Origin of the sequence: Hymenobacter sp. BT559 (assembly GCF_017571525.1) — a bacterium.
Lineage (GTDB): Bacteria > Bacteroidota > Bacteroidia > Cytophagales > Hymenobacteraceae > Hymenobacter > Hymenobacter ginsengisoli.
In genome coordinates this window covers 283153-303716 of the sequence record NZ_JAGETY010000002.1, presented here as the reverse complement: position 1 = coordinate 303716, position 20564 = coordinate 283153, and the positions used below count along the sequence as shown (strand labels likewise).

Sequence of the window (20564 nt, the reverse complement as noted above, 5' to 3'; positions counted from 1 at the left end):
AAAGAAGCCGGCCGGTGCGGAAGAAAACCAACCGGCTGCCAGAGTGGCAGCCGGTTTCCGCTAGGCTAAGGTACAAAAAGGCCAGTCGGCAACCGGGGCAAGGGCCGTGCCAGCCCGCCAGGGGCCGCCAAACCGGCGCCCGGCCGCCCGGCCCGGCATAGCAATTTGCTAATAGTGGCTGTTGTGTAAGAACTTGCAGCCCCGTTTCTTTCTATTACTCATTAAATGCGCTTCCCGCTGCTTTTTTGTTTCTTGTGCTGGTGGGTGGTGCTGGCAGCCGCGCCGCCCGGGCTAGCCCAGCGCGCGCCGCGCGCCGCGCCAAAACCCGCCAAAGCAGCCCCCCTGCTCACCCCGCCCCGCCCGGCTAGCCCCCCCCGCCCCGCCTACCAGCAGCGCGCCCTCAAGGGCCGGGTGGCGCGCCGCCTGCGCCTGCACGCCGATGGCACGCCCTATTTTCCAAATGTCAACAGAATTGCCTTTTTCGAGGATAAAAAAGCGCTCAAGGCTATTCAGCGGGCCGAGCGCCGCCACCGCTATGCCGAGGCCCGCGCGCTGCTGATGCGCTACGTCGGTCAGTTTGGCATTGAGAATTTTTACCGCAATACCGACCTGCTCTGGCACCTAGGCCAGCTTTTGCAGCGCGACAGCACCCAGCAGGAGCTGGCCAAGGCCTATTTTCGGCTAGCCCTCAAGCACCACCGCACCGATATTCGGCGTGTGCAGCTTTACTACGACTCGCTGGAGGAAAAGGCAGCCATCCTCTACGTGCCGCTGCAGGTGTACTACAACGTGGTGGAGTACCGCAAGAGCGTCAACACCTTTCACCCGCCCAAAAACGTGTACACAAACATGGGCGACGCCGTTAACTCGAAATATCCTGATTACGGCCCGGCGCTGGGCGCAGCCGATACCGTGCTGCTTTTCAGCTCGAAGCGGCCGCAGGGCAAGGGGGTGCGCACCCGTGAGCAGGAAGACTTATATAGCTCGCACCAGGAAGGGGACAATGTGTGGTCGGAGGCCCAGCCGCTGCCCAAGCCTATCAACTCGCAGTATAATGAGGGCTCGGCGTGCTTCTCACACGATGGGCGCACCATCTTTTTTGCCCGCTGCGAGTGCCCCACCTGCCACGGCAACTGCGACCTCTACACCGCCAGCCTCGGCAAGGATGGCAAGTGGAGCACCCCCAAGAGCCTCGGCCCACTCGTCAACTCCGTGGCCTGGGATTCGCAGCCCACGCTCTCGCCCAAGGAAGACACGCTCTATTTCGCTTCCGACCGGCTAGGGGGCTTCGGCCTCAGCGATATCTACTACACCGTGAAGGGCAAAAACGGCCAGTGGGGCAAAGCCATGAACCTGGGCCCGGTGGTGAACACCCGCGAGAGCGAGGTGAGCCCTTTTTTCCATCCGCTTTACCAGGTGCTGTACTTCAGCTCGCGGGGCCAGCTGCTCAATTTTGGCGACTTCGACATCTACAAAACCTACCGGTTAAAAGGCCGCTGGCAGGAGCCGCGCAACATCGGCCCTCTGGTAAACGGCAAAGGGTCAGAATATTACTTTACGATTGATAGCCAAAGCAAAAACCTCTACTATGCCCGCTCGGAGGAGAAAGACTTGAACAACCTCGACCTCTATTCCTTTCCGCTGCCCATGGAGGCGCAGCCGCTAGCCACCACCCAGGTAGCCGGCACGCTGCTCGACTCGGTAAGCAACCGCCCCCTGAAGGGCATGGTCAGCATCATCGACCTCGATAACGGCATTGAGGTGGCTAGCAAGTACTTGCGGGCCGATGGCTCGTTTGACTTTGAGCTGATAGAAGGCTCGCACTACGCCATGCTTATCCAAAGCCCGGATGCCTTTTCGGTCGAAAAAAAGTTCGAGCTTAAGGGCGATACCGTGATGACGATGCTCACGAATAGCATCGACTACAAGCTGCCGCTCATTTTCAAGAATATTGAGTTTGAAGCCAATAAGTCGAGTATACTGCCCAGTATGCACCCCACGCTCGACCGAATCACGCTCTTTCTGGTCGACCACCCCACGTATAAGCTCAGCATTGCGGGCCACACCGACGGCCGCGGCGACCCCGAAGTAAACGAAAAGCTCTCGCAAGACCGCGCCGAGGAAATCAGGCGCTACATCGAGCGCAAGGGCAAGCTAGGCCTCAACCGCATCGAAAGCTTCGGCTATGGCTCCAGCCGGCCGCTCAAAGACGAGCTTACCGCCGCCGACGCCCGCATCAATAGAAGGGTAGAGTTCCGGTTGATAAAGCCGGAAGGAGAGAAGGGCGGCGGAGCCGACTGGAAATAGCCCCGTGCCCGGTGTGCATACCAGTATGGCCTTATGACAACGCAAGCCACGCACTCAGCTGATATCCGCCCGGTGGTTTTCTACGACCATCCGCTGGAGGCGCTCCGCGGAGTGGCGGCGCTGCTGGTGGCGCTAGGGCATGCAATAGCCGCCGGCCCGGTCTTCGACCCGCACTTTCGGCCTAGCGGAGTGTGGCAATACGCCCCGCCCGGCCATTTGGCAGTTCTCGTATTTTTTCTGCTTTCGGGCTACGTTATTGGCCTGACTAACCCAGCGCCGCTAGCCACGGGGGAGGCGCGGCGGCGTTACCTGCGCAAGCGCATAGTGCGGCTCTATCCGCTGTATATACTGGCGCTGGGCGCTACAGGTATCCTCGCAGCTGCGTACCACAAGCCCTTCAGCGTCAGCGAGTGGGAAGGATACCTGGTGTTTTTGCAGGGCCTTGCCGTGGCCGTCCCATCTTACAACCAGCCGATATGGTCGCTGCCCTATGAAATGGCTTATTATCTGCTGTTTATGCTGGTATCGGCGCGGGCCTGGCCGGCCTGGCGCGTGGCGGCGGGCTGCGTGGGCGTTGGTGTGCTAGGTACACTGCTACACGTGCAGCCCTTGGTGCTGATAGCCCTGGCCTACGGAGGCGCCTTCTGGTTTACGGGGCTAGCCCTGAGCACCGTAGCGCGGCGGCAGGCCCCGCCGCGCTACGGTGCCATGTTGGCATGGCTGCTGCTGTTGCTTGCGTATCAGCGTCTTAACCTGGTGTCTGCTGGGCTGCACACGTTGGGTCTGGACTTGGATGAGAACGTTGTGCCGTTTTTCGAACGTCCTATCAATTTTGCCGACTTATCCTATCTCCTGCTAGGGGTGCCGCTACTGCTGTGCTTTTCTAACCGCATGGTGCCGGGATTGCTGTGGCTAGAGCGGGCGGCGTTTGCGAGCCCGGCGCTATACCTGCTGGCCTACGGGCTCACGGGGCGGCTCTTTGGTACGACCAACCTTTCGGTTTGTCTGCCGGCCGGGGCCTACGTGGTGGCGGGGGTAGTCTACCTGCTGCGTGGGCAATGGGCTGCCGCGGCTGCTAGGGTAGTGCAGCGGCTGCAGCCGCTGGGCAGCATTTCTTATGGGGTGTACATCATCCACTATCCGTTGTTATGGCTGGTGCATGAGGTGCCTTTTTTCAGCGGCAGCGTCGGTACATGGCTGGGGCGGCTGGTGGGCTACTTTGCCCTAGTACTGGGGCTGAGCTGGGTGCTGGAACGGCGCTTGCAGCCGTGGCTGAAGCGCCGCTTGGCTTAAGCGGGCCGCTAGGCTAGGACGGCCAGTCGCGCGCCAAATTCTGCTCGCGCATACACTTGAAATGGCCCTGGGGGCACTTGGCAAAGCCGATTTTGGAGCACGGCCGGCAGGGCAGGCCTAGCACTTCGAGCGCCTCAAACTTGGTGCGGTAGGGGTACATGCCAAACTGCGGCACGGTGTTGCCCCACACGCTGTAAATCTCCTTTTTGAAGGCCGAGGCAATGTGCATGAGCCCGGTATCGTGGCTCACCACAAATTGCGCCTGCCGCAGCAGTGAGGCCGACTGATGCAAAGTGAATTGTCCGCAGCCATTGAAGATGAGTGAATTGGCGGCCAGCTGAATGACATGCCCGGTGCTTTCATCTTCGGGGCCCCCTAGCAGCACCACTGGCCGCGGCGCCAGCCGCTGCATCAGCTCGATGAGCTTCTCTACAGGCAGGCGCTTGGTAGCGTGCTGCGCGCCGATGGCTACGGCCACATATTCCCAGGGCCGAAAGCCTACCGGAAGCTCGGTGGCTAGGTCGACTTCCTGGCCTTCTGGGATGAAATAATCCAATCCCGCGCCGTCGTCGCGGATGCCGAGCGGCGCGGCGGCCGCCCGGTAGCGGTCCACGATGTGTACTGGCGGCAACTGATTGATTTTGAAGCGCACGAGTAGGTATTTCTGCCAGTTGAGCTTGTCGAAAGCTCGGCTCGGTACGCCTGCTAGCTGTAGTCGGATAAGGCTGGTACGCAGATTATTATGCAAATCGACGATGAAGTCGAAGCGCTCGGCGCGCAGCTCGCGCACCAACTCGCCCAGGCTGCCGCTCAGCAGGTGCAGCTTATCGATGTAGGGGCTAGCCTCAAAAAGCTTGGCAAACGCCGGCTTGGTGGCGAAGTGCACCTGTGCGCCCGGCACCTGCGTTTTCAACTGCCGCACTACCGGCGTAGTCAGCACAATATCGCCGATGGAAGAGAAGCGCAGAACCAGGATTTTCATGTGGAATAAAAAAGAACGTCATACTGACGTACGAGGCTTCTCGCTCGAATCGGTGGATTATCGACCCTGGCAGCACGGGCGAGAAGCTTCCTGCATCAGCATGACGTTCTTTTAACTAAAGCTAATTTTTATACTTCGCCTTGCGCGCCGCGAAATAGGCTGCCGCTTCATCCACCGATTTGGTGTTGAACGTCATCGCTTTGGTTAGCATGCCTTTGCGGCCAGCTAGCACGCCGTAGCGCATGTCGGCATAGCCGTCGGTGTGGTGGGCATCGGGGTTAATGCTGAGCTGCACACCCTGGCTGATGGCGTAGCGTACCCAACGCCAGTCGAGGTCGAGGCGCCAGGGGTTGGCGTTGATTTCGATGATGACCTGGTGCTCAGCGCAGGCATCAATAACCTTTTTAAAATCAATAGGATAGCCAGCCCGACGCAGCAGCAGCCGGCCGGTGGGGTGGCCGAGCATGGTGGTGTGCGGGTTGGCAATGGCGGCCAGCAGGCGCTCAGTAGCACGCTGCTCATCCATCTTCAGGTTGGAGTGGATGGAGGCCACAATAAAGTCGAACGAGTCGCGCAGGGCTTCGTCGTAATCCAGGCTCCCATCGCCCAGAATATCGGCCTCAATGCCCTTGAAGATTCGGAAGGGGGCTAGCTCCTGGTTCAGCTCATCAATCTCGCGCTGCTGCTGGCGCACGCGCTCGGGGCCGAGGCCATTGGCATAGTGCGCGGCCTGCGAGTGGTCGCAGATGCCGAGGTACTCGTAGCCCGCATCGCGCAGGAAAGTAGCCATCTGGCGCAGCGAGTGGCTGCCATCGGAATACGTGCTGTGGTTGTGCAGTGAGCCGAGCAAGTCGCTGTCTTGCAGCAACTCGGGAATCTTGTGTTCGGCGGCCAGCTCTATTTCGCCCAGGCCCTCGCGCAGCTCGGGCACTACGTATTGCAAGCCGGCTTTCTCATACAGCGCCTCCTCGCTGGCAAAGCGCTCGCGCTTGGCCCACTGGCGCAGGCTAGCGGGCTGGCCGGGGCCCGCCTTGGGCAGTACTGCCGCCAGGTGCGCCTCGTTGCCGGTGCTCACAAAGAGCTGATTCACAAACTCATCGGCTGCCACTACGCGCACGGCTACGCTCACCCCCGAGTCGGCTACGGTGCCGCGCCAGGCAAAGGGGCCCGAGCGCAGCGCGTCGTGCCGCAGGCCGGGCGCCGCATTGAGTAGCGCGTGAATGGGCCCTGGGTTGGAGCTAGCCACCAGCAGCTCAATAGTTTCCACAATTTCGAGCGCGCGGCGTACTTCGCCAGTAGGGGCTACTTCGCTCACACCGGGCAGCTGGCGCAGGCGCTCAGCTAGGTCGCCGGCGAGCTGCTCGGCCTGCGAGAACAGCAGTTTGCCGGCGCTTTGGTCGGTGAAGGCCAGCGCGGCCAGCAGGCTTTCCTGCGTCTTGGCCCCAAAGCCCTTGAGCTTGGCTACCTGGCCGGCCTCGGCAGCTTCGCGCAGCTGCTCGGGGCTCTCGATGCCTGCCTCGCGCCACAGCGCCCGTACTTTTTTAGGGCCGATGCCTTTAATATTCAATAGCTCTACCACGCCGGGCGGCGTTTTGTCGAGCAGCTCTTGCAGTTCTTTGAAGGTGCCGGTATCGAGCAGCTCGGCCACCTTGGCGGCCTGGGTTTTGCTCAGGCCGGTGCGGTCGGGCAGGCCCGGGCGCTCTACCTCGGCTACCGGAAATTCCAGCTGCTCCAGGGCCGTGGCCGTGCCCTCGTAGGCCCTGATTTTGAAGGCGTTTTCGTCGTGCAGCTCCAAGAGCTGAGCCGTGAGCCGGAAGGCTTTAATAAGGGCGCGGTTGTCCATTGCGGGGTGATTGCGAGAGGCTACTTGTTGCTAAGGGAGCCGTATAAGCCGCCTCATTCGCTGGGTAGCAGTCAACCACCAGCCACCAACAGGTAACTCCCAAAAGTACGGCTCAAGGCATAGGCGGGATGCTTCTATTTCACGTACTATTGCCTTATCATGGTTTCCGCTAGACGTATGGGTGGGCTAGCCGGCATTTTGCTGCTGGCCGCTGCCTGCCACCCCAACCACCCTGCCGGGCTGCCCGCCGGCCAGCTAGCTGCCCTGCACGGCACCTGGCTGCTGCTGCCCGAGGCCAGCCGCGCCGACACGCTGGCTTATCGGCGCAATACGTATCGCTTTCGCTACCGGCCTGGCGGCCGGCCCGGCTTCCGGCTAGGGCCGTCTGGCCGCTTTGTGCGCTACGATGTGCCGCCCGGCGGCGGGCTGGTGGCCCAGGAAGGCAGCTGGACCGAAACTACTACCGGCCGCCTGCTCATTCACTTGCCCGAGCTGGAGCCCGCCGAGCCCGACTACGAGCTCGAATTGCTTGATTATAAGCAGGGCGTGCTACGCCTGCGCCGCCTCAACGAGCGCCCCGCCGTCGAGATTATCCGCAACCCTTAAGTGCTCGGCTAGGGCATTGGGGCCTAGCAGCCGAACTTTGCGGGTATGAACCACTGGCTCGTTAAATCTGAACCCGAAGCCTATTCCTGGGCCGACTTTGTGCGCGAGGGCGGCACCGATTGGACCGGCGTGCGCAACTACCAGGCCCGCAATAATCTGCAAGCCATGCAGCCCGGCGACCTGGCGCTGTTTTACCACAGCGTGAGCGAAAAGGCGGTAGTAGGCGTGGCCATTGTGCACGCCGCCCATGCCCCCGATGCCACCGCCGAGGCCGGCAGCCCCTGGGTGGCGGTGCACCTGCGGCCCCACGCACCGCTAGGCCGCCCGGTATCGCTAGCTGCCCTAAAGGCCGACGAGCGGCTGGCGCAGCTTGGCTTATTGCGGCAGTCGCGCCTGTCGGTCACGCCCGTGCGGCCCGAAGAGTTCGACCTTATTTTGGCCCTGGCCGAAGGGTAAGCCGCAGGGTTACGGTGGCGCGCGGCATTGCCCGGCAGTAGCGCGCTACCTGCCTACGATTAGGCAGCTAATCAGCGCCAGCAAATGCCGCCCAGCGTACGTTTGAACTGCCCTGCCGGCCGGGCTTGCCAAAGCTGTGAAAAAAGGTTATCTTCGTACACAACGCTCCCAACCATTCGGGCCGGGGCTGCGTTGCGAGGCTAGCTATGAAACACTTCTTCGCTTTTTGGTGCTGCCTGCTGCCGCTAGGGCTGTGGGCGCAGCGCACTCCTCCGCCGCCCCCGGCCGATGCGCCGGTGCAGGCGGCCCGCACTGAACTACTGCTTGACCCCAGCACCGACGACGTGCAGGTGCAGGCCCTGCCCGCCGATACGGCTGTGGTGCTGCTCATCCGGCACGAGAGCGGCGGGCTGCGCAATAAGCCCCACTACGTGCTGCAGCAGTACGGCGCCAACCTGCACCTGCGCCGCGAGGTGAAGGTGGATATTCCGCCCGAATATGAGGTGCAGCGCCTGTGCGCCGAGCCGGGCATTGTGTACGCGCTGTTTCGGGCGCCCGACATTACGGGCAAGCTGCTAGCCCTCGCCTATGATGCCCGTGGTGGCGAGGTGCGCCTGCAGCCCTTCGATACCAAGCTGTGCCGCCAGGTGGTAGGGCTCAAAGCGATGGCCGGCCGGCTGCTGGCCAACGTGACCCTCACCGACCAGCAGCACCAGACCGTGCTGCTGCTCGACGTGGCCACCGGGCAATTTCAGTTTCTGCCGTCGCTCTACGAGCCGCTCGATACCGAGCTCACCAGCGTGGCCGACCGCCCCGCCGGCCACGCCGAGTTTGTGCTCAGCCAAAGCAACGGCCGCAAGCAGCGCCTGCAGCTCAAGCGGCTCTCGGCCGAGCACGGCCAGCTTTTGAGCTCCGAGTTTGTGCAAACCGAGAGCGAGCGCAGCCTGCTCACCGCCCAGCTCAGCCCCCCCGAAGACACCACCACCCGCCTGCTAGCTGGCACCTATGGCCTGCGCGACGTGCACTACGCCCAAGGGCTGTTTGCCACCGACCTCACGGCTAAAGCTACCAGTGCTGCCAGCGGCCGGCCAGCGCTGCGCTTCTACGATTTTAAGCGCCTGCGGCACTTCTTCGACTACCTCAACCCCACCCGCGAAGCGCGCCTGCGCGACCGCACCGCCCGGCGCGAGGCCCGCGAGGCGAGCCCCGTGCACTGGCACTTTCACCTGCTGCTGCACGAGCTGCTGCCTCAGCCTGGCGGTGGCTACACGCTGGTGGCCGAGGTTTACGCCCCCCAGTATAACTACTCTTCGTACGGGAGCGGAGCAGGGCTCGGCCCGTATAACAGCCTGTCCGGTCGCAATGCCTACAATGCGCTTACGAGCGGCTACCTGCCCCATACTACCTATACCAATGGTGGGGCCCTCGTCGGTTTCCGGACTTCGCACGTACTGGTTTGTGGCTTCGACAAGCGCGGCAATCTGCTCTGGGACAATACCTTCGTGGTGGGGCCGGGCCTCGTGCGCTCGGGCCTCGAAGAAGCCGTGCAGCCCCTGGTGCTGGCCGATGGCCACTTGGTGCTAGCCTACCTGCTCGATAACGAGCTGCACTACAAGCGCATTCGGCAAGGTGAGCCTAGCCCCAATGATACCAAGGTGGAGCTACTCACCAGTGCCAATAGCAAGACCGAAAAAGTGCTTGATGTGCAGCAGCCCGAGCTGCTGCCCTGGGGCGGTAATAGGTTTATAGCCAGTGGCTTCCAGCGCATCAAGGCAGACCGTGGCGCCGAACGGCAGGTATTTTTCCTGCAGGCCCTGCATTTCTAGAGCTAGCGGGAGCGTGGTGCCGCCCGACCTTTGTGGGCGCTAGGGCCGGCTAGCAGTAGCCGGCTCTTCGTTGCTTATGCCCTCTGTTAAAATCAAAACCCCGCCGCTGCCCCTGCTGGCCAGCCACACCGGCCACCCGCACGAGGCTGGCCTCGACGAAGCCGGGCGCGGCTGCCTGGCCGGGCCAGTGTTTGCGGCGGCCGTCATCTTGCCGCCCGATTTCAACCCGCCTTTTCTCAACGACTCCAAGCAGCTCACGGCTCGTCGGCGCGAAGCACTGCGCGCCCTCATCTGCGCCGAGGCGGTGGCCTGGGCAGTAGGGGAGGCCTCTACGACCGAAATTACCAGCCTCAACATTGCGCAGGCCAGCTACCTGGCCATGCACCGGGCCGTAGCAGGGCTAGCCGTACCGGCCACTCACTTGCTGGTCGATGGCAACCGGTTTCGCCCCTATCCGGAGCTGCCGCATACCTGCGTCGTGGGTGGCGACGGCCGCTACCGCCACATCGCAGCGGCTTCTATTCTGGCCAAAACGTTTCGCGACGAGCACATGCTGGCCCTCGCCCAGGAATACCCGCAGTATGGCTGGGCCCAAAATGCGGGCTACCCTACGGCCGCTCACCGAGCTGCCCTGCGCGCGCACGGGCCTAGCCCGCACCATCGCCCCACCTTTCGGCTGGAATATTAAGACACTGGTTAAGTGAATAATGGTCAATGGTTAATGCCGTTCTGGATTACTGAACGGCATTAACCATTGACCATTATTCACTTAACCAGTAAAAATTAGCCGTTGTCTTTTAGCTTTAGCAGGTCTAGAAAGAGGCTGAAGCCATCGACGGTGCCGCCGCCTTCGCCGCCAAACGAATCGAAGGTGAGGGGCTTGATAATGTAGCCGCTCACGCCGAGGCTGCTAGCCCCTGTGCGGTCGGTGTCGAGGTCCGACGTGGTCATAATGAACACGTTGAGGTCATTAAACTCAGGGTCGTTGCGCAGTATTTTGAGGAGCTCCAGGCCGTTGAGGCGCGGCATGTTCAGGTCGAGCATGACCAGGCTAGGGCGCGCAATCTTGGTTTCGCCGTTTTCGCCGCGCAGCAGGTTGAGGGCTTCGCGGCCATTTTTGGCGTGTATTAGCGGAACGGTGATGTGTTGCTTACGAAGTTCCCGCTGCACATTCATGACATCCATCTGGTCGTCTTCGACGAGCAGGATGCTAGGTGAGGCGGACGAGGAAAGGGGGGACATGGGGCAAAGAAAACAGACGGAGCCAGTATAGGCAGGTTATGCTAACGATACAAAAAAAGGAAAGGATACGCGGGCGCTCATCTGACCGCCGCCGCTAGCTGGGCAGCCGGCACCGCCTGTACCCCGGCCGTAGCGGGCTTGGCAGCCGGCTTTTTGGGCCAGGTGAAAAAGAAGGTAGCGCCTTGGCCCTCAGCCGACTCGACCCAGATGCGGCCGCCTTGGCGCTCTACTATCTTCTTCACGATGGCCAGGCCCACGCCGGTGCTTTCGAGGGCGTCGCGCTCTACCAGGGTCTGGAAAATAATGAAGATGCGCTCATGGTATTCGGGCGCGATGCCGGGGCCATCGTCTTGCACCGAGAAACGGTAGAAGTTGTCGTTCAGGTCCTCGCAGCCGATGCGAATGGTGCCGGTGCTCGGGTGGTCGTGGTACTTGATGGCGTTGGAAATCAGGTTGGTAAATACCTGCTGGAGCTGGGTGCGGTTGGTGGGCAGCGTGGGCAGGAAAAAGGGCAGCTCCATCTGCATACCCTCGGGCAGGCCCACCGTGTCGGTGATTTCGCGCAGCAGCTGGCGCACAAATACCGCCTCGTTGGCTTCGGCCACTTTGCCGACCCTAGCCAGGGCCAGAATGCCGGTAATGAGGTTTTCCATGCGGTGTACCCGCTGGCGCATCAGGCTCAGAAACTCGCGGATGTGCGGCGGCAGCGAGTCTTTGCCCATGTCTTCCTCAATCCAGCGCGAGGCGCTTTCGATGCCCCGCAGCGGCGCCTTCAGGTCGTGAGACACCACGTAGGCAAACTGGTCGAGTTCCTGATTGCGGCCCTCCAGTTGGCTGATATTCTGGTCGATGGTGCGGGCCATTGTATTCAGGGCCGTGGTAAGCTCGGTTACTTCGTCGTGCTCAGTATCTACAAGCTGCGTTTTGTAGTCGCCATCGGCCAGGCGGCGGGCCATTTCTATCATGTTGCGCAGGCGCCGGGCCAGCAGCCGCACAATGTACAAGGCCCAGAACAGGCCAAAAGCCAGGGCTAGCCCCGTTATCAACCCCGAGAGCTTCTGCGCACGCGAAATACTGTCGGCGAGGCGCTGGCGCTGGGCCTGGCGGTTGGCGGTTTCGGCGGTGTCGAAGCGGGCCATCTGGTAGCGGATGGCATCCATCACCTGCTTGCCAGCCAGGCCCTCGGTCAGGTTGGCGTGGGCCATGCCACTGAGGCCCGTTTGCTGCGGGTCGCGAATGCGGGCGGCACGCTTCTCACTTATCATGAGGTGCGTATAAGTCGACCACTGCCGGTAGTAGTGCTGGGTGGTGTCGAGGCGCTGGCGCTGCTCGGGCTCGTCGGCCAGCTCGTCGCGCAGCGCATTAAAGCGGTTCAGCAAATCGCGCTCGCCCGAGTAGTAGGGCTGCAATACTTGCTCGTTGCCCAGCAGCAGGTAGCCCCGAAATCCAGTTTCCATGTCAATAATGCTGCGCAGCAGCGTGGCCCCATCGGCCGAGGTATGCTGCGAGGCTTCCACGCGCTGCGAATTGCGTAGCACCTGGCCAGCGAGGCGATAGTTGACCACCACCACGGCGGCAAATAAGCCCAGCAGCAGTAAGAAGCCGGCAAATAGTTTAGTAGTAAGGTTAATTTTCATGGTAGCCCGGCGCCGTCACGCTTGCGCAGTACGCAATTTGGCCTCCATAGTTTGCAGCAGCCCTTGGATACTGTCGGCCAGCACCTGCACTTCACCAAAGCCGGCTAGGGCTTCTTCGCGGTGGCCGGCCACGTGCAAATCCATGAGCCGGTTGGCCTGCTCATGAATGAGGCGGTGCAGCCGGTCGAGCTCACGCATTTCGGACAGGTGGCTGTAGGTACCCCTGCGGCGCTCGGCTATCCACTGGCCCATGCCGCACTGATTGGGGTCGCGCAAGGGGCCCTGCTCGTTTCCATTGCCATGCAAAAAGGAGCGTAGCCGAGCCTTAAAGGAAAAGTGTTTGACGATAGCAGACTCAAAATCCTGCTTAATAGCTTCAGGGCTCATACGTAATAAAGGTAGGCTATAGTACGGGCGCCTGCCGGGCACGTTGCCGGGGCGCGAAGTAGCTTTGTGGCTGCCTGGCCCCGCCGGCCCGTCACCACGTCCATCTCCTCGTTTCTCATGGAAGCTACCCCGCTCAAAACCGTTGCCCTGCACGATACCCACCAGCAGCTAGGCGCCAAAATTGTTCCGTTTGCTGGCTATGCCATGCCCGTGCGCTATTCCTCCGACCTGGAGGAGCACCACACGGTGCGCCGCGCGGTGGGCATCTTCGACGTGTCGCACATGGGTGAGTTTCGGGTGCGAGGCCCGCAGGCGCTAGCCCTCATTCAGCGCACTACCAGCAACGACGCTAGCAAGCTCCAGCCCGGCAAGGCGCAGTACTCGTGCTTCCCCAACGCCACCGGCGGCATCGTAGATGACCTACTCGTGTATATGCTGGCCGAGGAAGACTACTTCCTGGTAGTCAACGCTTCCAATATCGAAAAAGACTGGAACTGGCTACAGCAACACAACACCGACGGCGCCGACATGGAGAACGTGTCGGACCAGCTGAGCCTCTTCGCGGTGCAGGGCCCCAAGGCCGCCGCCGCGCTAGCCTCGCTCACCGACGTAGACCTGACCAGCATTCCGTACTACAGCTTTGTGCAGGGCACCTTCGCCGGTGCGCCCAATGTCATCATCTCGGCCACCGGCTACACCGGGGCGGGCGGCTTTGAGTTGTACATTCCGAATGAGCACGCCGCCGACGTATGGAATAAAATTATGGCCGCCGGTAAGCCCTTCGGCCTCAAGCCCATTGGCCTGGGCGCCCGCGACACCCTGCGCCTCGAAATGGGCTACTGCCTCTACGGCAACGACATCGACGATACCACCTCACCCCTCGAAGCCGGCCTGGGCTGGATTACCAAATTCACCAAAGACTTCACCAACAGCGAAGCCCTGAAGGCCCAAAAGGCCGCTGGCGTGCAGCGCAAGCTGGTGGGCTTCGTGATGGACGGTCCCGGCGGCCTGCCCCGCAGCCACTACCCGCTGGTCGATGCCGCGGGCAACGCCATTGGCGAGGTCACCAGCGGCGGCCAGTCGCCGAGCCTCAGCAAGGGCATCGGCCTGGGCTACGTCAAAACCGAGCTGGCTAGCCCCGGCACGCAGATTTTTGTGCAGGTGCGCGGCAAAAACCTGCCCGCCACCGTGGCCAAGCTGCCGCTGGTGCCCGGCACTGAGGAGGCGTAAGCTAAAATTCTTTTTAAGAACGTCATGCTGAGCCTGCCGAAGCATCTCTCCCGCGCCGCTAGGGTGTCGTTCGGGAGAGATGCTTCGACAGGCTCAGCATGACGTTCTTTCTTATTTGTTTGTTAAGTCACTAGTATTGTGAAACTAGACGTTTGCTTTTCGCCCGAGCTGCTGCCGCTCTACGACCTGCGCGGCCGGGTCGCCGTTATTGTAGACGTGCTGCGCGCCACCAGCACCATTGTCACGGCCCTGGCGGCGGGCGTCACGGATGTTTTCCCCACAGCCACGCTGGAAGAGTGCGCCGCGCTCGGCCGTGAGCAGGGCTGCATCACGGCGGCCGAGCGCGACGGCATTGCCGCGGCGGGCTTCGATTTGGGCAATTCACCTTTCGGCTTTCTCGATGGCAAACTCGCGGTGCAGGGCCGGGCGCTGGCCATCAGCACCACCAATGGCACCATGGCGCTACACCGCTCGCTCACGGCCGAGGCCATTGTGTGCGGCTCCTTTCTGAACCTGAGTGCGGTGGCCGATTTTGCGGTGGCGCAAGGGCGCGATGTGCTGGTGGTATGCGCCGGCTGGAAAGGTAGCTTCTGCCTCGAAGACAGCATCTTTGGCGGCGCGCTGGCCGAGCGCCTAGCCCCGCGTGGCTTCGATATTGCCTCCTCCGATGCCGCGCTGGCGGCCCTGCACCTGTGGCAGCACGCCAAGCCCACTTGGCCCGACTACCTGCTGCAATCGGCCGCCGTGCGCCGACTCAATTCCTTGGAAGCGCACGACGACTTTACGTTCTGCATGCAGGTTGATACGCACCCTAATATTCTGCCCATCTGGCGCACCGACCGCCTGGTGCGCGGCTAGGCCTTACTGCGCCGAAAACCGGTAGGTCGCCGGCGTTTGCCCGGTTTTGTTCTTCTCATGCCGATGATGCCGCCGGTCATGCCCATGCAGCCCAGTCCTTCTACCGATACGTGCAGGCCCTGGCTGCCCGGCGGTACTTTCTTGATGGTGCTCGTACTAGGGTGTTTAGAGAGGTTTTTGAATGAAGATTCAACCTCACAAAGGTCCCAATATCAGCTGGGGCAGGCAGATACAAACCCGCGCTTCTGCAATACAAAACGCGGCTGTGGCTTCGAGCCACAACCAGCGTTACCAGGCTTTCGTGGCAGCTAGTAGTTGCTCATGAAACGATTCTATAATGGACCGTGGGGAGGCGCCTTCCGGTGTCAATAAACTTTCTAACGAATAATCGCCGCCATTATCGAAAGAAAAATAATTATAGTCAAAATCAAAAAACCGATAACTTAAGCCCGTATTATCTGAAGTAAGTCTGAGTTGAAAACAAAGACTAAAGTGCTCTTCGTCTCGGTTCATGATACTAAGCCGGTAGCAGCTCTCCGCAGGAATTTGACTGTAAGTAGTCCCACTTTCTTGGACAAAACGCCGAATCATTTCCGGCTGGTCATTCGTCAGCTTCCGCCGATACCAGCGTCGCACCAGCAACTGCCGCTGCGCTTCGGTACGGACGCTATCGGGCCACGGCAGGCGGCCAGTAAACTCAATCTTGCCGGTCGCCGCATTGCGCGGCCACGGCCGGGCAGCCTGTGCAAAGGCCGCCCGGCTAGTCAGTACCAAACAGAAGAATAGCAGCAGTCTCACGCCGACACCGGCGCAAACTCTGTCACGGCCTCACTCAAATCCAGCACCTCCGCATGTGGCAGTGCAGCCTGAATGATGCTAGCCCCGGCCGCCGAGCGGTAGCCGCCCGCGCAGTGCACGAGCACCGGCTTGTCGGTCGGAATCTCCTTGACGCGCTCGCGCAGCTCGGGCAGCGGGATAAGCAAGGCGTGGGCAAACAGCGGGTCGTGGGCCTCGGTGCGGTTGCGAATATCCACAATGGTAAACTGCTCGGGGTGCTGGCGCACGGCGGCCACGTCTACGGCCGGGCTGGTGGCGGGCTGGGTGGTGGGGGCCAGCAGGGCACCCTTGATGTTGCCTTCGTAGCCAATTTTGGCGGTTTTGCGAATCACCGCGTCGAGCTGAATCTGGGTGTCGGCGAGTAAGTAAAATTTCTCCTGCGGGCCTACTACCGAGCCCAGCCAGGTTTCAAACTTGCCACCATCCTGCAGGTTGATGGCGCCGGGCAGGTGGCCGGCGCGGAACTTGGCGGCCGGCCGGGTGTCGATAACGAGTACGCCGGGGGCTAGCGCGGCGCCCCCATGCACGCGCGGCACTGCCCGGATGCTGTCCTCAAAATTGGGTGCGCCCTGCTTGTTGAGCTGCACATCGTGCCCGAAGTACTTGGGCATGAAAGGCTGGTCTTCGAGCAGCACCCGCACAAACTCGGGCTCCGACATGGGCTGCAGGGCGTAGTTGGTGGCTAGCTCCTTCGCGATGGTGCTGTCGAGGTCGGGGCTAGTGGTTTTGCCGCAGAGCGAGCCGGGGCCGTGGGCCGGGTACACGCGCGTGGTGGGCGGCAGGGCCATCAGCTTCTGGCGCAGGCTGGTGTAGAGCTGGGCGGCGAGCTCCTCGCGGGCGTGGCCGCCAGCAGCCTCGGCCTCGCGCAGGTCGGGCCGGCCCACATCGCCCACAAAAAGCGTGTCGCCGGTAAAGACGGCGCGGGTCTGGGCGGCCTCATCCATGAGCAGCACACTGATGCTGTCGGGCGAGTGGCCGGGAGTATTCAGGGCATGCAGCTCGACGTTGCCGAGCTTGAGCCGGTCGCCGTCATCAAAATTCTTGTGGGGGTAGCGGGCGCCGGTGAGCTTGCTGCAATAGATGGTGGCATCCGTTTCCTGGGCTATTTCCAGGTGGCTGCTCACGAAGTCGGCGTGGGGGTGCGTCTCAATCACGGCCACTATCTGGGCGTCGTGCTCGTCGGCAAAGTCGTAATAGGGCTGCGGGTCGCGGCCGGGGTCGATAACGGCCACCTGCCGGCCCGCCCGAATAGCGTAGGAAGCGTGGGCTAAGCCTTTATCGTAAAACTGCTGAATTTGCACCGCGGGGGTGCTACTACTGGGTAAGGGCATTGGGGATGGTGGCAGCCGTTGAGCTAACCGCTTGATAATCGGGCTGCCGGGGTAGGTGATAGGGTCAAATATAACGAGCCGCTTCAACATCACGCTAGCCCCCTCGGTTCATCGCCCTGGGCCAGGCAGCAAAAAGCCCCGGCCGTGGGGCCGGGGCTTCGAAGCAAACAGCAGGCGCTACAGCTAGCTCTTTTCTTTTTGCTTGTCGCCGTGCTCACCGCGATGGTGATGCTCTTTTTGCATGGCGGCGAGCTTGCCGTACTGGTCAGCCGTGAGCACGCCTTGCAGCTGGGCCTGGTACTTGGCGTGGCCGGCCTTCATTTCCTGGTGAAGGGCCTGGCGCTGCTCCTTTGCCGGGTATTTGGCTTTTAGGGCCTGGCCTTCCTGAGTCTGGGCTAGCATGATTTGCTGCACCTTGGCTTGCTGGTCGGCACTGAGGCTCAGCTTTTTGGTGAGCATAGCCGTGCGGTGCTCGGCCCGCTGCTCGGGCGTTTTGTGCTCGCCTTTGCCCATGCGGTGCACACGGTGGGTGGGCAGTTGCGTGGTGGTAGGCGTAGTTTGAGCGAAGCTGGCAGTGGCGAAGGCCATAGCGGCCAGCAGAAGCAGGGACTTTTTCATAAACAGGATAAGGAGCTGAAAGGCAGAAAAAAGAGGAGAAAAGCAGGAAGCGCGGCCGCGCTGACTCCGGATGCTGACGTAAACACAAGGAGCGGGCCAAAGCCGCGCCGCGCCTCGGCCATCGCCTGCTATGCCGATAAAGGCGGCTTTTTTGCCGACGAAGCAGGCTAGGGTATGGATACACGTAGAGCCGCCTCCTTGCGTCTCGGCGTGCGATAGCCGGCCGCGCTGCCCCGCGCCCGACCTTTGCCGGTATGTCTGATTTTCGCCTGCGCGTATTTGCCGCCGTGGCCCGGCACCTGAGCTTCACCAAGGCCGGGCAAGAGCTGTTTGTGAGCCAGCCGGCCGTCACCAAGCACATCCGCGAGCTCGAAGCCCAGTATGGCCAGCGCCTGCTAGCGCGGCGCGGCAACCGCGTGAGTCTCACCGAAGCGGGCCGCCTGCTGCTGGCGCATGCCGAGGCCGTAGCCGCCGCCACTCAGCAGCTCGAAGAGCAGCTGCTAGCCCTGCGCGACCCCGAAGAAGCCGCCGGGCGCCTGCGCCTGGGCGCCAGCACCACGCTCAGCCAATACGTGCTGCCGGCCTGGCTGCCCGCCTTTCAGGCGCGCTACCCGCAGGTGCAGCTCAGCTTGCTAGGAGCTAACTCTGAGCGTATTGCCGAGGCGCTGCTGCGCGGCGAGCTCGACCTGGGCTTCGTAGAAGGCCGCACCAAAAACCGTGATTTGCACTACGAATTGTTGCTGCCCGACGAGCTGGTAGCCGTGCGCCGGGCCACGCCCGCCGGCCCGCCGGCCCAGCCCCTGCCGCTGGCCGAGGCGCTGGCTAGCCCGCTAGTATTGCGCGAGCGCGGCTCAGGCACCCTCGAAGTGCTGGAGCTGGCCCTGCGCGAGCGCAAAATCAAGCTGAGCGAGTTGCAAGTGGCGTGTTATCTCAATAGTACTGAGGCCATCAAAACCTACCTGGAGGCAGCCCCCGCGGCGCTGGGCTTTGTGTCGCGGCAGGCGCTGGGGCGCGAGCTGGCTGCGGGCGTGCTCGAAATAGTGCCCCTGCAGGGGCTAGCCCTGCGCCGACAGTTTGAGGCGGTGTGGGTGCAGGGCCAGCCTCTGGCGCGGGTAGCGCAGCGGTTTCTCAGCTTCGGGCAGCAACAAGCCCTCACTTTGGTATAACTTTTGGTTATTGGCAATAACAGTTTTCAATTACCTGTGGAGTAGGTAATTGCGTAATTTTGGGGCGGTTAAGCCATTTGCCCCATGTCTGTTGTTTTGAAGCCTGCCTCGCCTGCTGCTACCCCGGCGCCCACTGGTGTTTTTCGTCATTTTTACACACCGCACCAGGTGCTAGGGTTCACCCTTACGCTGCGGCAGGTGGTATTTGGGCTGCTGCTGGTGTTTTGCCTCACGCCCTGGGCCTCGCCGCCTTTGGCGCTGGCACTAGGGCTGGCGCTGGCCCAAACGGTGGGCAATCCATTTGTGGCGCGCACCAAGGTGGTCACCTCCAAGTTATTGCAATTCTCGGTAATCGGCCTGGGCTTTGGCATGAATGCGCACGCGGCGGTGCGGGCCGGGCAGGAGGGCCTGCTATTTACGATAGTTTCTATTGCGGGCACGCTACTGCTAGGCTACCTGGTGGGGCGGTGGCTGGGGCTGGAACGGCGGGTGGTGCACCTTATCTCGTGCGGCACGGCCATTTGCGGGGGCTCGGCCATTGCGGCCGTGGGGCCGGTGCTGGGCGCCAAAGACGAGGAGATGTCGGTAGCGCTCGGCACGGTGTTCGTACTCAATGCGCTGGCCCTGTTTGCCTTCCCGCCCATTGGCCACGCCCTGCACCTGAGCCAGCACCAGTTTGGGCTGTGGTGCGCCATTGCCATTCACGACACCAGCTCGGTGGTGGGCGCGGCGGCGGCCTATGGCAACGAGGCGCTCGAAATAGCCACCACCGTGAAGCTGGCACGCGCCCTCTGGATTATTCCGGTGGCGCTCGGCACTGCCTTGGTATTCAAGCAGAAAGGCGTGAAAATTACTATCCCTTACTTCATCTTGGGCTTTGTGCTGGCCATGCTGGTCAATACCTATGTGCCGGCCGCCAAGCCCCTAGGCCCCCTGCTGGTGAGCCTGGCCAAGACGGGGCTCACGGCCACGCTGTTCTTTATCGGCGCCGGGCTGTCAAACAGCGTGCTGCGCATAGTGGGCCTCAAGCCCTACGTACTAGGCATAGTGCTGTGGCTGAGCATTGCCAGCGCCTCGCTCTACGTGATTGAGCACCTGGCATAGGCAATAGCCCGGCACCGGGCTGGCGCTTTGCGTTAAAGCACGCTATACCTCCGCCTCTGTCTTCGCCCCATGCCTTCGCCCGTCTCCAGTAGCCCGCTTTCCTTATCCGACCGGCTAGCCCTGCAACGCACCCGCCTGGCCAATGAGCGCACGTTACTTACCTACGTGCGCACGAGCCTGGCCCTGGTAGGCTTTGGGCTGGCGCTGCTGCAGTTTCATCCCGAGCGAGGCGGGCGGCTGGGCTACTCGGCGCTGGTAGTGGCCGTGGTAGTGCTGGGGGTGGGGCTCGCGCGCTTTCGGGTGCACGGGCGGCGCCTGGTGGGTTACCAGGCCTAGCGCCCTACCTGGCTGGTGCTGTGCAGCTGCCCGATGCGCGCAGCCTTAAACTGCTGATAGCGCACGTACTGGGCCGGCGTGAGCACGCCCCGAATAAGCTCGTCCGATTTGGCCCGGTCGAAGGCCATGGCGGCGCGCAGGGCACCAGGGTCACCCTGATGCGCCGCCAGGTCGGCGTCCATGTGCTGGCGGGTGAGGAGCAGCACGTGGCGCAGGCGGGCGTGCTGCTCGACCGAGAGGCCCAGCTCCTGAGCCATGCGCTGGGCCTGGCTGGCCGCTGCGGCCGCCTGGGCGGTGGGGTTAGGTTGGGCCGCAGCATTGGCTGCGGCCAGGGCTAAAGGAAGTAAGACGACGAGGATAAAGTGCTTTTTCATGAAATAAGTAAAGCCATAGCAAGTAGGCAAAAATAGGAACGCGGCTGCCAGCTAGCTGGGGCGGCACTGCGGCCGCCAGTATAGTGCAGGCAGCCCGCTAGGGCCAGGTAGCGGCTGGTCGCAAAGTTTAG

Annotated in this window: 20 protein-coding genes; 11 read left to right on the top strand and 9 right to left on the bottom strand. The window is 62.0% G+C overall.

The genetic code is table 11. From position 1 onward, the window contains the following. Positions 1 to 225: 225 nt before the first annotated feature. Positions 226 to 2307, top strand: a complete 2082-nt coding sequence (locus J4D99_RS03925) for an OmpA family protein (RefSeq protein WP_208130402.1) — start codon at positions 226 to 228, stop codon at positions 2305 to 2307. A 33-nt stretch (positions 2308 to 2340) separates the two neighbouring features. Further along, a complete protein-coding gene (locus J4D99_RS03920) occupies positions 2341 to 3600 on the top strand; it encodes an acyltransferase family protein (RefSeq protein ID WP_208130401.1) in 1260 nt (419 codons plus the stop codon). Positions 3601 to 3613: 13 nt separating this feature from the next. Here J4D99_RS03920 and J4D99_RS03915 read toward each other — a convergent pair whose 3' ends face one another. After that, positions 3614 to 4582, bottom strand: coding sequence for a glycosyltransferase family 9 protein (locus tag J4D99_RS03915; RefSeq protein ID WP_208130400.1), 969 nt, complete (start codon positions 4580 to 4582; stop codon positions 3614 to 3616). A gap of 121 nt (positions 4583 to 4703) precedes the next feature. Then, positions 4704 to 6425, bottom strand: coding sequence for a DNA polymerase/3'-5' exonuclease PolX (gene polX / locus J4D99_RS03910; RefSeq protein WP_208130399.1), 1722 nt, complete (start codon positions 6423 to 6425; stop codon positions 4704 to 4706). Positions 6426 to 6584: 159 nt separating this feature from the next. On the opposite strand from polX, the gene J4D99_RS03905 reads away from it, so the two are divergent. The 4 genes from J4D99_RS03905 (at position 6585) to rnhB (ending at position 10001) form a co-directional block, all read left to right on the top strand. Further along, positions 6585 to 7031: a hypothetical protein gene (locus J4D99_RS03905; protein ID WP_208130398.1), complete on the top strand. Its 447-nt coding sequence runs from the start codon at positions 6585 to 6587 to the stop codon at positions 7029 to 7031. Between the two features lie 45 nt (positions 7032 to 7076). Beyond that, positions 7077 to 7487, top strand: coding sequence for an EVE domain-containing protein (locus J4D99_RS03900; RefSeq protein WP_208130397.1), 411 nt, complete (start codon positions 7077 to 7079; stop codon positions 7485 to 7487). A 206-nt stretch (positions 7488 to 7693) separates the two neighbouring features. Continuing rightward, positions 7694 to 9313, top strand: coding sequence for a hypothetical protein (locus tag J4D99_RS03895; protein WP_208130396.1), 1620 nt, complete (start codon positions 7694 to 7696; stop codon positions 9311 to 9313). Between the two features lie 76 nt (positions 9314 to 9389). Continuing rightward, complete coding sequence (gene rnhB / locus J4D99_RS03890; protein ID WP_208130395.1) at positions 9390 to 10001, top strand: ribonuclease HII; 612 nt, start codon at positions 9390 to 9392, stop codon at positions 9999 to 10001. 95 nt (positions 10002 to 10096) lie between these two features. Here the strand turns inward: rnhB and J4D99_RS03885 are convergent, their stop codons facing one another. The 3 genes from J4D99_RS03885 to J4D99_RS03875 all read right to left on the bottom strand — a co-directional run bounded on the left by J4D99_RS03885 (position 10097) and on the right by J4D99_RS03875 (position 12579). Beyond that, a complete protein-coding gene (locus tag J4D99_RS03885) occupies positions 10097 to 10555 on the bottom strand; it encodes a response regulator (protein ID WP_208130394.1) in 459 nt (152 codons plus the stop codon). A gap of 77 nt (positions 10556 to 10632) precedes the next feature. Next, positions 10633 to 12192 (bottom strand): sensor histidine kinase, encoded by a 1560-nt coding sequence (locus tag J4D99_RS03880; RefSeq protein WP_213019497.1) that lies wholly within the window; start codon positions 12190 to 12192, stop codon positions 10633 to 10635. A gap of 15 nt (positions 12193 to 12207) precedes the next feature. Next, positions 12208 to 12579, bottom strand: a complete 372-nt coding sequence (locus J4D99_RS03875; protein WP_208130393.1) for a CZB domain-containing protein — start codon at positions 12577 to 12579, stop codon at positions 12208 to 12210. Positions 12580 to 12696: 117 nt separating this feature from the next. Between J4D99_RS03875 and gcvT the strand changes: the two genes are divergently transcribed. Together gcvT and J4D99_RS03865 are read left to right on the top strand one after the other, a co-directional pair. Beyond that, a complete protein-coding gene (gene gcvT / locus J4D99_RS03870) occupies positions 12697 to 13809 on the top strand; it encodes a glycine cleavage system aminomethyltransferase GcvT (RefSeq protein ID WP_208130392.1) in 1113 nt (370 codons plus the stop codon). A 138-nt stretch (positions 13810 to 13947) separates the two neighbouring features. Next, on the top strand, positions 13948 to 14667 hold the full coding sequence (locus J4D99_RS03865; protein ID WP_309509598.1) for a 2-phosphosulfolactate phosphatase: 720 nt from the start codon (positions 13948 to 13950) through the stop codon (positions 14665 to 14667). Between the two features lie 288 nt (positions 14668 to 14955). Here the strand turns inward: J4D99_RS03865 and J4D99_RS03860 are convergent, their stop codons facing one another. From J4D99_RS03860 to J4D99_RS03850, 3 genes are all read right to left on the bottom strand, one after another. Then, the gene (locus J4D99_RS03860) at positions 14956 to 15441 is read right to left on the bottom strand and encodes a hypothetical protein (protein WP_208130391.1); all 486 of its coding nucleotides are present in this window, start codon (positions 15439 to 15441) and stop codon (positions 14956 to 14958) included. 20 nt (positions 15442 to 15461) lie between these two features. Then, positions 15462 to 16835 carry an MBL fold metallo-hydrolase gene (locus J4D99_RS03855; protein ID WP_213019496.1) on the bottom strand — a complete coding sequence of 458 codons (1374 nt, stop codon included), beginning with the start codon at positions 16833 to 16835 and terminating at the stop codon, positions 15462 to 15464. Between the two features lie 183 nt (positions 16836 to 17018). After that, the gene (locus tag J4D99_RS03850; RefSeq protein WP_208130390.1) at positions 17019 to 17453 is read right to left on the bottom strand and encodes a DUF4890 domain-containing protein; all 435 of its coding nucleotides are present in this window, start codon (positions 17451 to 17453) and stop codon (positions 17019 to 17021) included. Between the two features lie 254 nt (positions 17454 to 17707). On the opposite strand from J4D99_RS03850, the gene J4D99_RS03845 reads away from it, so the two are divergent. The 3 genes from J4D99_RS03845 (at position 17708) to J4D99_RS03835 (ending at position 20059) form a co-directional block, all read left to right on the top strand. Then, on the top strand, positions 17708 to 18619 hold the full coding sequence (locus J4D99_RS03845; protein ID WP_208130389.1) for a LysR substrate-binding domain-containing protein: 912 nt from the start codon (positions 17708 to 17710) through the stop codon (positions 18617 to 18619). Between the two features lie 84 nt (positions 18620 to 18703). Then, positions 18704 to 19723, top strand: a complete 1020-nt coding sequence (locus tag J4D99_RS03840; RefSeq protein WP_208130388.1) for a YeiH family protein — start codon at positions 18704 to 18706, stop codon at positions 19721 to 19723. Positions 19724 to 19792: 69 nt separating this feature from the next. Continuing rightward, positions 19793 to 20059: a DUF202 domain-containing protein gene (locus tag J4D99_RS03835; protein ID WP_208130387.1), complete on the top strand. Its 267-nt coding sequence runs from the start codon at positions 19793 to 19795 to the stop codon at positions 20057 to 20059. On the opposite strand, the gene J4D99_RS03830 is transcribed toward J4D99_RS03835, so the two are convergent. Continuing rightward, a complete protein-coding gene (locus tag J4D99_RS03830) occupies positions 20056 to 20433 on the bottom strand; it encodes a hypothetical protein (protein ID WP_208130386.1) in 378 nt (125 codons plus the stop codon). The two genes, J4D99_RS03835 and J4D99_RS03830, sit on opposite strands and share 4 nt — an antisense overlap. Positions 20434 to 20564: the final 131 nt, after the last annotated feature.

Coding starts and splice junctions, on each gene's coding strand:
- J4D99_RS03880 (WP_213019497.1), bottom strand. CDS start 12,192: ATGAAAATTAACCTTACTACTAAACTATTTGCCGGCTTCTTACTGCTG.
- rnhB (WP_208130395.1), top strand. CDS start 9,390: ATGCCCTCTGTTAAAATCAAAACCCCGCCGCTGCCCCTGCTGGCCAGC.
- J4D99_RS03920 (WP_208130401.1), top strand. CDS start 2,341: ATGACAACGCAAGCCACGCACTCAGCTGATATCCGCCCGGTGGTTTTC.
- J4D99_RS03905 (WP_208130398.1), top strand. CDS start 6,585: ATGGTTTCCGCTAGACGTATGGGTGGGCTAGCCGGCATTTTGCTGCTG.
- J4D99_RS03840 (WP_208130388.1), top strand. CDS start 18,704: ATGTCTGTTGTTTTGAAGCCTGCCTCGCCTGCTGCTACCCCGGCGCCC.
- J4D99_RS03845 (WP_208130389.1), top strand. CDS start 17,708: ATGTCTGATTTTCGCCTGCGCGTATTTGCCGCCGTGGCCCGGCACCTG.
- J4D99_RS03830 (WP_208130386.1), bottom strand. CDS start 20,433: ATGAAAAAGCACTTTATCCTCGTCGTCTTACTTCCTTTAGCCCTGGCC.
- J4D99_RS03895 (WP_208130396.1), top strand. CDS start 7,694: ATGAAACACTTCTTCGCTTTTTGGTGCTGCCTGCTGCCGCTAGGGCTG.
- J4D99_RS03850 (WP_208130390.1), bottom strand. CDS start 17,453: ATGAAAAAGTCCCTGCTTCTGCTGGCCGCTATGGCCTTCGCCACTGCC.
- J4D99_RS03835 (WP_208130387.1), top strand. CDS start 19,793: ATGCCTTCGCCCGTCTCCAGTAGCCCGCTTTCCTTATCCGACCGGCTA.
- J4D99_RS03900 (WP_208130397.1), top strand. CDS start 7,077: ATGAACCACTGGCTCGTTAAATCTGAACCCGAAGCCTATTCCTGGGCC.
- polX (WP_208130399.1), bottom strand. CDS start 6,425: ATGGACAACCGCGCCCTTATTAAAGCCTTCCGGCTCACGGCTCAGCTC.
- J4D99_RS03925 (WP_208130402.1), top strand. CDS start 226: ATGCGCTTCCCGCTGCTTTTTTGTTTCTTGTGCTGGTGGGTGGTGCTG.
- J4D99_RS03855 (WP_213019496.1), bottom strand. CDS start 16,835: ATGCCCTTACCCAGTAGTAGCACCCCCGCGGTGCAAATTCAGCAGTTT.
- J4D99_RS03875 (WP_208130393.1), bottom strand. CDS start 12,579: ATGAGCCCTGAAGCTATTAAGCAGGATTTTGAGTCTGCTATCGTCAAA.
- gcvT (WP_208130392.1), top strand. CDS start 12,697: ATGGAAGCTACCCCGCTCAAAACCGTTGCCCTGCACGATACCCACCAG.
- J4D99_RS03885 (WP_208130394.1), bottom strand. CDS start 10,555: ATGTCCCCCCTTTCCTCGTCCGCCTCACCTAGCATCCTGCTCGTCGAA.
- J4D99_RS03915 (WP_208130400.1), bottom strand. CDS start 4,582: ATGAAAATCCTGGTTCTGCGCTTCTCTTCCATCGGCGATATTGTGCTG.